The following is a 12,370-nucleotide window of genomic DNA, read 5'->3' on the forward strand; positions in this document are numbered from 1 at the left end:
TGGCTGCGCACAAGGCCGTGCGCAACGTCGAATGCGCAGCTACGCGTCGAAATGGGCGAGCCGCTCGAGGTCCACGGAAGCACCATCCGGGAACACGAAGCGCCCCTCGCCCTGCCCTTCCCCGGCAACAAACGTGACCCCTGCTTCCGGCGAAGCACCTCCCTCACCGGCGAGAATCACGACGGCGGCATAGTCGCCGCCGTGCACGGTGCCCGCGGTTCCCACCCACGGAATAGTGAGTTCCGAACCCATCGGGTGTGCCCCGGACTGGACAAATGTCCCGGACGCGTCCAGTGCGAAGCCAAAACCAGGCACCGCCCGGACAGAGCTCACCACGGAAGACGCAGCATCCACCGGCCACCCGCCAATCCGCAGCGAAGCCCCCGAAGAAGCAGCACCCCGCACCCGAACCAGCCGAAGCTCCACAGTCCCGCGCGTCACAGAAACCACTGTGACCGAAGGCCCGGGAGTCGCAGTTCCGGCAACCCCACTGCCGTGGTCGGGGCCGGCGTCGGGATCAGGAGTAATCCAGTGAGCAGTGAACCGTGATGCGCCCACCTGGACTCCGCCCTCGGAAGACGAACCAAGGTACTCAAACCCGGTCCGATGCGTCAGCGCACCATCAGCGTCAGCGAACGTCACGGCGTTGTCCACGGACTCTGCGGAGAGGTCGGGGAACGTGTGCGTGGAGTACCCCATCCGGGCGTAAAGAGGGCTGTCGGCAACCAAAGCCCCAACCACAGCGTGATCGGTCGCGTGGTTCCGGATCCGAACCACCCCGTCGGCAACAGTCCCGTCCACCTGCCACCCCGGAGCCGCGATTAAGCGCTGGGTGTCAGAAACCTCAACAGGCAGGGGAGCTTCCACCGCAGTCCACGCAGGGTGATCCGCTGGCAACGCCAACCCGAGCATCCCCTTCGCAGCCCAGTACGGCGATCCAGCGCCGGAGTACGCCTGCTTCATGCCTGCGAACTCGCCGTGCCAGCCGATGGACAGGAGCCCATCCTCAGTGATGGACCCGTGCCTGGCAAAGTAGTCGAGCATTCCGGAGGCAGTCCGGCGCGCCAAACCCGGCTGCAGACGTGTGTGCCCGGACAACTCCCCTGCCCAGAACGGCGCTGCGGCTGCGAACCGGTATATCAAGCTTCGCCCCTGAATCATAGGAGCCCCGTTGGACCCGACCAGGTAAGAAGCGTCATCCAGGAAATCAGCCAGCCGGTCGCCGTCGAGCTTCTTGCGTGCGGAAACCCGGGGATCGGAAGGTGCCATCAGAGCCCACAGCTGCGGGTACACCTGGAAAGCCCAGCCGACGTAGTGGTCGTACGCGCGCTCCGGTCCATCAGCAAACCAGCCCCCGCCCCGGTAGAGCGAGTCGTGGATGGCGAGTCCGGCGTCGATGTCTTCGTCCGAGTAGCGCCCACCAACAGAAGCCAGGAACGTCTCCACCACAATCTGGAACCACACCCAGTTGATGGGCGGATAGTCCTCGCCGATCACGGTCTCAAACCAGGCTATGATCTGCTCCTGCACACGCTGCGGGAGCTTGTCCCACAGCACATCGCGGGTCAGTGCCAGGCCAACCGCCAACGACGCCGCCTCTACCTTCGCCTGTCCCAGCTCCCCTGGTGTCGGCCACCGGTTGGGGTTTGCGGGGTTGGTTCCGGCGTCGAGCCCCTCGGCGTACCACTCGGCGATCCAGCCGGTGGTGGCAGGATCCCCGGCGATGCGGAAGGAAGCAAGCAGGAAGGTCCGGGCGAAGGCTTCCAGCGAATCACTCCGCGGGCCGTACCGGCTGTTGGCGCCCGGGAGGTGAATGTTCGCGTGGTCCTCGGTCCCAAATTGGTGGGCCGAACGCAACAAGTAGTCCGTATAAGCGCACCAGTGATCGCGGGTCAAGCCGGTAAAAGGTGACAATGCAAAGTCCAGCGGAGGCAGCACAAGAGCCATCAGAGCGAATCCTCCAGCACAACGCCTGTCCGGACGCGCGGAGCACCCACGGACGATTCCCGTACGATCAATTCGGGGTTCAGGTCAATCCGATGCACGGGGCGCATCCTTCCTTCGGCCAGGCGGGCAGCCATGAGCTGCACTGCAACCTTGCCGACGTAGCTTTTGGGGGGCCGCACCGCGGAGATCGCAGGCTCGGCAAGGTAGGCAACTTCGTCGTCGTATCCCACGATCGCCATGCTGCCGGGAACGTCCACGCCACGGTCCACGCAGTGCTGCACGAACGCCACGGCTTGGGTATCTGAGTGCACCAACATAGCGGTGGTCCCCGAAGAACGGCAGAGTTCCAGGACGTGGTCAAAGTGTTTGGCGCGTTCGCCATTATCCAGCTTGGCCGAATCCTCGTGGATGGATTTGTCCAGCGGGATCTTGAGCGCGGCAAGGGCTTGCTTCCAGCCGCGGACCACGTGCGGGCTGGTGGGACTGGTGGAATCCGTGAGGCAGCCGATCATCCGGTGCCCCTCCTGCCACAGGTGCCGCACAGCCATTCCCGCCCCGAATGCATGATCAGTCGCCACCCATTCAAGGCGGTGGGCCGGGATCTCGGAGGGCGCACGCCGCTCGGTCAGGATCACGGGGATGGGCAAAGCATTGAGCCAGCGCAGCAGCTCCTTGCCATGCTCACCGCTCATATCCGGCGCCACGATCAGCCCGTCGATGTTCTGGGTATCCAGCAGTGCCTGGACTTGGCGACGATTATCAGCAGCATCGTAGGCTGAGCCGCGAACCAGAATCCGGAGGTTCTGCAGTTCGGCCTCGCCGCGGGCACCGCTGATGACTTGCGGCCAGTAGTAGTCGAGCGAGGGAACCACCATGCCGATGGAATAGCTGTGCGCCGATGGCCTTCCCACCGCAACTGAGCGGTCCAGTGGACTGGGAAGCGTAGCGCCGCCATGCACGCGGGAAACGAGGCCTTCATCGGCCAGAATGTTCACGTCACGCCGGATGGTCAGTTCGCTGACACCGAGTTTCAAGGCGATGTCGCGCACGGTGATAGCACCGTGGGCGCGCAGTTCCTCCATCAACCGCTCCCGGCGTTGCAGCGAAAACAGCGACTTACCGCTGCCCTCGGGACTTGTTTCGTTAGTCATCGATGGTCTCCACAGTGAGGGTGAATGCGCCCGAAGCGCGGGTTTCGGCGGGCATGCGGAATCGCAGGCGCGTTAGCTTTTCGCCCCAAACGCCGCTGAGGAGCGGATCGTCGAGGTGCCATTCGTCCACGAGCACGACGGCGGTGGCCGGCTTCCAGCGGAGGTGCACTCCCCTGGTGGTGTCCACGTTGGGAATGCCGTCGGGCGTGACCGTCGCCGTCGCGTCATGACCCAAGCGAACGGTGCCGGCCGCGAGATAGGTGATGTCGACGTCGGCCGTTCCCTCCGCTGGGGCTGGCGGCAGGTTCCAACGGTCATCTATCACCACGGTTCCAAGTTCCCGGTTCAGCATGGAGGTCCGGATCCACTGCTCAGCGTGGTCCAGCCCGTAGGCGGAGCCAAGTCCGAGTGCGAGGGCCGGCTCCTCGGGAGTGGGCTCCTGGAGAACCGTAGCGGCGAAGGACGAACCGGTCCCCTGCTCCAGGCCGAACGGCGCCGGCACGCTGTGCCACGCGCTTTGCATGGCCCGGATCTGATACCGATCAGGGCCGAACGTCTGCGCGGTGTAGGTGGGCTGGCCGGCGTCGACCAGCAAGGGGACCCCGTCCATGGTGACCACCACGGAGCCGACGTCGCGGTGATTGTGGTGCTCACCGTTATGGCCGCCCTTGGCTGCGAGCGTGAGCCCGTCTGTGGTGCCGGGAGTTTGCCGGGCGATCATGATCTGGACGGAAGGAAGGTACGTCCCCCAACTAGGTCGCAGCTGTGCGCGTTTTGAGGGCTCAAAACGCGCTGTGCTGCTACTTAGTTGGGTAAGGGAGGTGAGGACGCGGCCTAGCCCAGCCCACGGTTCGGGTTCGGGTTCGACGGCGGCAAAGGTTGCGGCATGGTGGGCTGCCTCGGAGTCACCGAGTCGCACGGCCCAACGGTGCAGCATGTCCCAGGGAAGGCCTGCGGGCGCGCGGGCAGGACCGTCGGCGACGTTCAGGAACCAACGATGCCCCAGATGCATCCGGTACGGGAAGGCGACGAGTTCCCGGATCACCGGCAGGTCCACGTTGAGCATTCCACCGGTAGCTTGCTCCAGGACGGCGAGGCCTTCCAGGGCACGGCCGGCCCCGTTCCACCAATAGGCGAAGCCTTCGTCAATAGCGCCGTCAGCAGGAATCGAGGCAAGAAAACGGTCAAGTCCCTCGATGCACCGGGCGACAGTTTGAGCCTGCACTTCCGGATCATCTACCAGCAACAGCGCGGCCACAATGATGTTCGAGTGGATCCACGGATTCCAGTTGTGGACGTCCCCGTCAAGGCCCAGCCAGTGCCAGTCCAGCCTGTCCAGGAACGGGCGGATTACCCGCTCGTCGGCCTCCAAGTGAATGCGTTTCCGCAGGCCAGGAGCGCGCTCATCCAGCTGCTCACCAAGCACCAAATCCAGCCACGCGAGCTGGGCAACTACCTCACCGGCGCCCAGGTCCAGGTAAGGGCGGGAGCGGTCAGGAACCACTTCGCCGTTGCGCGTAAAAATATCATCGTGGGCGGCCCAACTCCAGGAGCTCTGCTCGCACAGGAGGTAGGCGCCGTCGATTACTTCATCAAGCCACTCGGCTGGGTCCGAGCCCTCCACCGCAGCCATCACGACGGCGCGCGTCAGCCGCTGCTGCCGGCTCGCCACCAGTTCTTCGTACGCCGTGCGATTGCCGTCGCGAAAGTAGCGGGCGTAGTGGGACACGAGCGGTTGAGGCCAGGGAGTGCCCTTCTCCGTCGTGGCCTGGCTGCGTATCTTCGTGAGCGAGCATGCAGCAACGCGCTGCCATCCGGCGTCGGACACTGGACGAATGGTGAGTCGATCGCGGGCGCCGCGAAGCGATTCAACGAGGGACCCAGCCTCAGCCTGGGAGCCCCACGAAGTGAGCAATGGTGGCGCTTGGACGGCGTCGGTGCCGATTGCCATAGGAATTCTTCTCTCATTTGTTCGAGTGTGAACGTTTAAGATCAAGCTCGATTGAGTTGAATGAACTGTCTTGTTCATGAGTATGTACTGATTATTAGATGTGATGCAACACATAAATAACCGGTCGAACAGGCCGGCTGAAATCCGAAGGGAGGATCCCCTCAATGTCGCTCAAGCCCCAGGCAATGCTGGTCATGAATAGCGGAACCTTTGCTGATCAGTTCGATTCCACGCGACTGGAGCGGCTGGCAGAATTGGTGGATCTTGGTGATGAGCCGTGGACGGATTCCCTGGACAATCCTGAGCTGTACGGTCGCTTGGAAGAGGTGGAAATCCTCCTCACCAGTTGGGGAGTTCCCCGGCTCAACGCCGAGCGCCTGGAGCGCATGCCCAAACTCCGGGCAATTTTTCACTGTGCAGGAACGGTACGTAGCTTCGTCAGCGAGGAACTCTGGGACCGCGGAATCACTGTCACCAATGGTGCCGATGCCAACGCGATCCCCGTCGCCGAATTCACCTTCGCTTCGATTGTCCTGGCTGGCAAGAAGGCCCAGGTGCTGGCCAATGATGCCCGCTCCTTCCGCGAAGACTGGAGCTACATCAGCGAGCGCGGCGAACTGGGCAATATCGGCCGCGTGGTGGGCGTGATCGGATTCTCGCGGATCGGACGACGGGTGGTCCAATTGGTCCAGCAGCTCCAAGACGTAACCTGCCTGGTCAGCGACCCCCATGCCAGTCCCCTTGAGGTGGCGGCCGCGGGCGGGAAGCTGGTGACGCTTGAAGAACTGCTGCCCGTATCTGACGTAGTGACTATCCACGCGCCTGCCCTACCGGAAACACGCAATATGATCAGTACTCAGGAACTGAACGCCCTGAAAGACCACGCCACCCTCATCAACACCGCACGTGGTTCCCTGGTTGACACCGCGGCCTTGGAAAAAGAGTGCGCCACCGGACGAATCACCGCCCTGCTGGACGTCACGGAACCTGAACCACTGCCCGCTGACTCCACACTGTACGACCTCCCCAATGTGATCATCACCCCACACATCGCAGGCTCACTCGGAACCGAAACCCGGCGGATGTCCGATGCCGCCCTTGACGACCTGGAACGGTACCTCGCCGGCAAGGACCTCCTGGCCCAAGTAGTTCACGAGGACCTCGGCCTCAGCGCCTAGCCTCTCAGACACAGCCGCAGCTGCGGCAGACTTCCCAACCCCAACCAAGGAGAACGCAATGAAGCGCACAACCCTCGCCGCAATCGCCCTTGCGGTGACTGCAGGACTCGGACTCACCGGCTGTGCCGGCGCTGCGGGTCCCGCTGAACCGCAGGCGGCCGACGGCAAGACCAAGCTGACTGTCTCGGTATGGAACTATGCGGGCACTCCGGAGTTCAAAGCCCTTTTTGACGGCTACGAGGCCTCCCACCCCAACGTGGACATTGAACCCGTGGACATCCTGGCTGACGACTACCCCCAGAAGGTCACCACCATGCTGGCGGGTGGCGACACCACCGACGTCCTCACCATGAAGAACGTGATTGATTACTCCCGCTACGCCAACAACGGCCAGCTGCAGGAAATCAACAGCGTGGTGGACAAGGTGGGCAAGGACAACCTGGCCAGCATCGATGCGTTCGATATCAATGGAAAGTACTTCGCTGCACCCTACCGTCAGGACTTCTGGCTCCTGTACTACAACAAGGACCTGTTCAAGGCCGCCGGCGTTGAGGACCCCAAGGACCTGACCTGGGAGAAGTACACAGAGCTTGCCAAGAAGCTCACCAGCGAAGCGGACGGCAAGAAGGTATACGGTACCTACCACCACATCTGGCGTTCCGTGGTTCAGGCAATCTCAGCAGCGCAGAACGGCGCTGACCAGAACAGCGGCGAGTACGGCTACTTCCAGGACCAGTACAACACCGCCCTGGACTTGCAGAAATCCGGTGCCACATTGGACTTCGGCACCGCCAAGAGCCAGAAAACCAGCTACCGCACCATGTTCGAGTCCGGCCAGGCAGCCATGATGCCCATGGGCACCTGGTACATTTCCAGTCTTCTGCAGGCCAAGAAGGACGGCAAAACCAACGTAAATTGGGGCTTGGCTCCAATGCCTCAGAAGAACGACGACGGTAAGGTCACCACGTTCGGTTCGCCCACTGCTTTCGCTGTGAACAAGAACGCAGTGCACTCCGATGAAGCCAAGAAGTTCATCGAATGGGCAGCCGGCGAAGATGGAGCCAAGGCTATCTCCAAGATCGGCGTTGTGCCTGCCCTGCAGAACGATTCCGTGACAGCCGAATACTTCAAGCTCGACGGAATGCCCACGGACGAGCTGTCCAAGAAGGCCTTCACTCCGGACGACACCGCCCTGGAAATGCCCGTCAGCGATAAGTCCGCAGCCGCGGACAAGATCCTCAACCAGGAGCACGAGCTCATCATGGTCGGCGAGAAGTCCGTCACCGACGGCATCGCTGAGATGGACAAGCGCGTCAAGAGTGAAGTTCTCGGCCAGTAAGAACCATCATGACTACAGAAACCATCACCCCGACGCCTGCCCCGGCACTCAGCCGGGGCAACAGGAAGCAGGCCAGGCGTAATACGTTGATCGGCTGGACGTTCATCCTTCCGAACTTCCTTGGGTTCCTGGCCTTCACCCTCATTCCGGTCCTGGCGGCGTTCGCGCTCTCCTTCATGGAATGGACCTCGTTCAGCGCACCCAAGTGGGTGGGCCTGGCCAACTTCCAGCGCATGTTCGCCAGCGACTCCTTCTGGATCGCATTGCGGAACACGGTTGTCTACGCACTCGGCCATGTCCCGCTCACCATGGCGCTCGCTCTCATCCTCGCGATGCTCCTGAACCGCAAGCTCAAGGGCATCGGCTTCTTCCGGGTAGCGATCTTCTTTCCGTACATTACGTCCCTGGTGGCCGTAGCGGTCGTCTGGAACATGCTGTTCAGCCCGGACACCGGCCCGATCAACCAGTTCCTTCACTCTGTGGGCATCGCCGAGGCTCCGGGCTGGACATCCAGCTCGGACTGGGCCTTGCCCGCCGTGATCATCACCAGCGTATGGCGTGACATGGGCTACTACATGGTGCTGTATTTGGCCGGGCTACAGGCCATTCCGACGGAGCTGTACGAAGCCGCGGAAGTGGATGGGGCCAGCGCCTGGCAGCGTTTCTGGAACGTCACCATCCCGTCGCTTCGGCCCACCACGTTCTTCGTGGTGGTGATGCTGACGGTCTCCAGCTTCAAGGTGTTCGACCTCATTGTGGTTATGACCAATGGTGGCCCTGGCCGATCCACCACGGTGCTGTCCCAGCTCATCTACCAGGAGGGCATCGGCGAAGGTAAGTTCGGCTACTCCTCGGCCATTTCACTGGTCCTGTTCATCATCGTGCTGACGATCACCGTCCTGCAATTCAAGATCCAACAGCGGAGGGAACGCTGATGACCAACATGGCTGAAGACCTCAAAGCCCTGGAACTCAACGTACACGCGTCGTCCGTACAGGGCGGCGCACCCAGCGCGGAAGACCGCCGTCGTACGGATCGAAAGCGCTCGCCCCGCGAGCAGAAGAAGCGGACCGCGAACTACGTCATCTACGGCGTTCTAGTGGTGCTGGTGGTGGCGCTCATGGTGCCGTTCATCTGGATGCTTTCCTCTTCCCTGAAGGAAAACAACCAGGTCCTCACCGTCCCCATCCAGTGGATTCCCAAAGAATTCGTTTGGAGCAACTACGCGGACATCTGGACGCGCATCCCCATGATGGGCTATCTGCAGAACTCCCTGTACCTTGCAGTGGTCATCACGTGCCTCCAGGTGCTGACGGGTTCGCTGGCCGCTTACGGTTTCTCCAAGGTCCGTTTCCCAGGCCGCGATGTGCTCTTTCTCTGCTACATCGGCACCATCGCGGTTCCGTGGCAGGCCTACATGGTTCCGCAGTACATCATGATGCAGCAGCTCGGACTGACCAACAGCTTCAACGCCCTGATCCTGCTGCAGGCATTCGGTGCGTTCGGTGTGTTCCTGATGCGCCAGTACTACATGACCATTCCGGACGAACTCTGCGAAGCCGCCCGCATCGATGGCCTGAGCGAGTACGGTATCTGGGCCCGCGTGATACTGCCCTTGTCCAAGCCTGCGCTCGCAAGCCTGGCGTTGCTGACCTTCGTCAACACCTGGAACGACTACATGGGCCCGTTCATCTACCTCACCTCCAACCGCCTCTGGACTGTCCAGCTGGGCCTGCGTTCCTTCGTTGGCCAGTTCGACGCCGAGTACGCCATGATCATGACCGGCTCAGTGATCTCCGTGATCCCGATCCTCATCATCTTCCTGATCGGGCAGCGCTACTTCATCCAGGGCATCGCAACCAGCGGGATGAAAGGATGAGTGCTGTGGGTGCGACGACTTTGCAGCAGAAGCGGCGCCGGTGGGCCGGGCCGGGGTTCGAAACCTTTGGGAGCATTTTCGGCTTCATTTACACGTTCCTGGTCGGCAACGTCCTGCTCGCCATAGCCAACGCTCCGCTGGTCCTCAGCCTGTCGTTGGTGGCCGATCCCGCCGCTGCGTGGCCGTTCTTCCTGGCGCTTTCGGTAACTATCGCGCCGTCCCTGGCCGGCATCTTCGCTGCCTTCAAGGCCTTGAACGACGACGGCGGCGCGGTCAAGCCGGTGGCTGCTTTCCTTCAGGGATACAAGCGCAGTTTTGGCAGGACAGCCGTGCTGGGCTTGGGTGCCGTTGGCCTGCTGATGTTCCTCGGTGTGGACCTGGCGATCGTTTCGGCCATGCCGGCTGCGGCGGCCCTCGTGCCGCTAATCGTCGTAGTAGCCGCCGTGGCGGTGAGCCTTACTGTGACGGCGATTGCCGGCGTCGTGCTTCTGCCCGAGGCAAGGCTGAAAAGCATCCTCAAGGCCTCGCTCTATTTGGCCGTCCAGCGCTGGTATCTGAGCCTGGCCATGCTGGTCCTGCTCGGGATCATTGCCTCTGCAGCCGTGCTTCAGCCCGTTCTGGGCATCGCGTTGGCCCCGGCGCCCCTGCTGTTCGTGATCTGGAGCAACGCTTCGTTCGCCTTCCACGCGGCGCTCCGCGCCCCCTAGCCCCCGGATGTTCTCTCACATCCCGACGTCTTTTCCCGGATGTTCTTTCACATCATGTGAGAGAACGTCCGGGTTTAAAGGCTGTGATGTGAGAGAACATCGGGGTTGTAGCAGTCAGGCCACGGGCGTCATTAGCCGCGGCAGAGCTCGCCGTACTTGGTGCCGGCTTCCTGGTAGGCGGCGGAAAGCTCACCCATCTTGTTCTCGTCCGGGGATTCCTTCACGAGTTCATCCGAGTATTCAAGGATGGCCGTGACCACGGGCTTCATCTCATTGGAAGCAACCGGTTCAATCGGGCGGATGGCGTTGGCGACGCGAATGGTTGCGGTCTTGCTGGCGTTGCTCGGGAGGCTGGCAACGGCGACACCCACCCGGTCACACGTTTCTGCGGTGGTCAGCTGCGGCGAAGAGCAAGCTGAAGCCGTGGCAAGCAGCCCGGCAGCGATCAGGACAGTGGTGAGTTTCTTCATGATTCCCTCAATAGTCGGCGCGTCACTTCGATTGTAAACAGTGCAGGGGCGAGGCCGCGCATCGGGACCCGTATCGAACAGCACGCCGCCCTGGCCTAGGCTGGAGAACATGGCGATCATTCACAAGGCAACCCTGTCCCCGTCCAAGCTCGAACTCATCGCTGGATACCTGCCGACACAGCCCTGGTTCGTCCAGGAAGGTGCCCCGGAGCTCATCGGAGCCTACCGTTTTGACGACCCCGCCGGCGAGGTCGGGCTCGAGACACATGTCGTCGCTGCGGGAGAGCGGATCTATCAGGTCCCCCTGAGCTATAGGGGCTACGAACTGGCCGGCGCCCAAGAATGGCTCATCGGCACCATGGACCACTCCGTCCTCGGCAAGCGGTGGGTCTACGACGCCTGCGCCGACCCCGTTTACGTCAAGGCCCTCGCCACTGCCATCCTCACCGGCCAGGAAGAGGCTGCACTGATCGTCGACGGCGAACGCGAGCCCCGGCCCAGCACGGTCAACGTGAAGGGAAGCGGAACGCTCGACGTCGGTGTCCCCGCCTTGAGTGCCTCGGCCCCGGTATCGGGCAGTGGCGTGACCATCATTGATGCTGGTGAGCTTCGCTTGAAGGTATCGCGGGTTGTCGATGTTGATTCTTCGGCCAGCGCAGCTGCATCTCCGGAGCTCCACAGCGAGTTGATCCTCAGCGGGAAGTGGGCCGGACTGGAGAAGCCTGTGGAGCTGGCAGCGGTAATCCGGACCTGAACGAGCGTTGTGTTCGGGCACCTGTTGGTCCCGCGGCCCGCGGCGTAGTCTGGCAACGGGGCCATCTACTCCGTGAGGGGTTCACATGTACAAAGCACAAAACATCATTCCCGCAGTCCAGGACCTGGCCGGCGAGTGGGTGAAGCACGCAGCGGAGGGCACGTCGTCGCAAGCGGATGCAGTTGTGGGGTGGGCGTTGTCCCGGATCAATCACGCCGACGTTCCATCTGTGGTGCACGGTGTGATGCTCACACTGACCGGGAACCGTAAAGCCGCAAAAAGGGCTCAGCGCACCGCGGCCAGAGCGGTCAAGAGAACAACGCAAACTTTGAGCCGCCGCACCAGTCAGCGGAGTTCCCCGCGTGCCGGATGGATGGTTGCCCTCGCAGTTGCTGGCGTCGGCGCAGGGCTTGTGCTCGCATGGCGAATGATGGTGCCTCCCGGGGAGCCTGTCCCTGCCAAACCGGCCGCGCAGACGGCCAAGCCGACCACGCCGAATGACCTCGCTGCTTCGCCTACGGATGTGCCACCGGAGACGTACTGAAGCTGGCCGGACGTACTGAAGCTGGCCGGATTTCTACCGGCTGGCCCGGTGCCGGGCTAGTCGGGCTTGCCCTCATCGTGTCGGCGAGTCCGTCTCCTGAGGACCATCCTGCTGAACAGTAAGTAGGCGCCTGTTCCAGCGAGCAGGAACCCGACCACACCCACAAGGACGAGTTGTGTGATGATCCCGGCAATGACCATCGCGAAACCGGCCAAAACTGCCAGGACACCAAAAACTGAGCGCGCCACTGCACCGCGGGGGCGCCCCGACTTCAGCTGGAGGTCCAAGTCAGGATCCGATGAAGCGAGATCCCGCTCAAGCTCTTCCAAACTCCTGCGTTCTTCATCCGACAACGACATCGGAATCTTCCCTCACTACACGAGCATGGGACGCTTTCCAGCGCCTACACGCCAACCACTAGCACGTGCCCTTCTTGCCGTGCCATGACTT

Annotated in this window: 12 protein-coding genes; 7 read left to right on the forward strand and 5 right to left on the reverse strand. The window is 62.3% G+C overall.

Annotation, left to right across the window (positions count from 1 at the left end):
- Positions 1-39 precede the first annotated feature (39 nt).
- From AC1DD5_RS14365 to AC1DD5_RS14375, 3 genes are read right to left on the reverse strand one after another with little or no spacing between them, the layout of a single operon-like run.
- Positions 40-1,947 carry a DUF2264 domain-containing protein gene (locus AC1DD5_RS14365; RefSeq protein WP_477521876.1) on the reverse strand — a complete coding sequence of 636 codons (1,908 nt, stop codon included), beginning with the start codon at positions 1,945-1,947 and terminating at the stop codon, positions 40-42.
- Positions 1,947-3,098, reverse strand: a complete 1,152-nt coding sequence (locus AC1DD5_RS14370) for a LacI family DNA-binding transcriptional regulator (RefSeq protein ID WP_477521877.1) — start codon at positions 3,096-3,098, stop codon at positions 1,947-1,949. Before AC1DD5_RS14370 ends, AC1DD5_RS14365 begins: the two co-directional genes overlap by 1 nt.
- The gene (locus tag AC1DD5_RS14375; protein ID WP_477521878.1) at positions 3,091-5,049 is read right to left on the reverse strand and encodes a heparinase; all 1,959 of its coding nucleotides are present in this window, start codon (positions 5,047-5,049) and stop codon (positions 3,091-3,093) included. Before AC1DD5_RS14375 ends, AC1DD5_RS14370 begins: the two co-directional genes overlap by 8 nt.
- Positions 5,050-5,213: 164 nt before the next feature.
- Here AC1DD5_RS14375 and AC1DD5_RS14380 point away from each other — a divergent pair, with 164 nt between their 5' ends.
- From AC1DD5_RS14380 to AC1DD5_RS14400, 5 genes are read left to right on the forward strand one after another with little or no spacing between them, the layout of a single operon-like run.
- Complete coding sequence (locus tag AC1DD5_RS14380; protein WP_477521879.1) at positions 5,214-6,227, forward strand: hydroxyacid dehydrogenase; 1,014 nt, start codon at positions 5,214-5,216, stop codon at positions 6,225-6,227.
- 58 nt (positions 6,228-6,285) lie between these two features.
- Complete coding sequence (locus AC1DD5_RS14385) at positions 6,286-7,566, forward strand: ABC transporter substrate-binding protein (RefSeq protein ID WP_477521880.1); 1,281 nt, start codon at positions 6,286-6,288, stop codon at positions 7,564-7,566.
- Between the two features lie 8 nt (positions 7,567-7,574).
- Positions 7,575-8,501, forward strand: coding sequence for a carbohydrate ABC transporter permease (locus tag AC1DD5_RS14390; protein WP_442003323.1), 927 nt, complete (start codon positions 7,575-7,577; stop codon positions 8,499-8,501).
- Positions 8,501-9,445, forward strand: a complete 945-nt coding sequence (locus AC1DD5_RS14395) for a carbohydrate ABC transporter permease (RefSeq protein WP_477518527.1) — start codon at positions 8,501-8,503, stop codon at positions 9,443-9,445. The genes AC1DD5_RS14390 and AC1DD5_RS14395 overlap by 1 nt, the downstream gene beginning before the upstream one ends.
- A 5-nt stretch (positions 9,446-9,450) precedes the next feature.
- The gene (locus AC1DD5_RS14400; protein ID WP_477521881.1) at positions 9,451-10,152 is read left to right on the forward strand and encodes a hypothetical protein; all 702 of its coding nucleotides are present in this window, start codon (positions 9,451-9,453) and stop codon (positions 10,150-10,152) included.
- Between the two features lie 131 nt (positions 10,153-10,283).
- Here AC1DD5_RS14400 and AC1DD5_RS14405 read toward each other — a convergent pair whose 3' ends face one another.
- The gene (locus AC1DD5_RS14405; RefSeq protein WP_216926732.1) at positions 10,284-10,622 is read right to left on the reverse strand and encodes a hypothetical protein; all 339 of its coding nucleotides are present in this window, start codon (positions 10,620-10,622) and stop codon (positions 10,284-10,286) included.
- Positions 10,623-10,731: 109 nt separating this feature from the next.
- Here AC1DD5_RS14405 and AC1DD5_RS14410 point away from each other — a divergent pair, with 109 nt between their 5' ends.
- Together AC1DD5_RS14410 and AC1DD5_RS14415 are read left to right on the forward strand one after the other, a co-directional pair.
- Positions 10,732-11,376 carry a CG0192-related protein gene (locus AC1DD5_RS14410; RefSeq protein ID WP_442016036.1) on the forward strand — a complete coding sequence of 215 codons (645 nt, stop codon included), beginning with the start codon at positions 10,732-10,734 and terminating at the stop codon, positions 11,374-11,376.
- A gap of 85 nt (positions 11,377-11,461) precedes the next feature.
- Positions 11,462-11,920, forward strand: coding sequence for a hypothetical protein (locus tag AC1DD5_RS14415; RefSeq protein ID WP_477518529.1), 459 nt, complete (start codon positions 11,462-11,464; stop codon positions 11,918-11,920).
- Between the two features lie 56 nt (positions 11,921-11,976).
- Here the strand turns inward: AC1DD5_RS14415 and AC1DD5_RS14420 are convergent, their stop codons facing one another.
- Entirely contained in the window at positions 11,977-12,279 is a 303-nt protein-coding gene (locus tag AC1DD5_RS14420) for a DUF3040 domain-containing protein (RefSeq protein ID WP_442003328.1), read from the reverse strand.
- Positions 12,280-12,370: the final 91 nt, after the last annotated feature.

This window comes from Paenarthrobacter sp. 10L420, assembly GCF_056395385.1.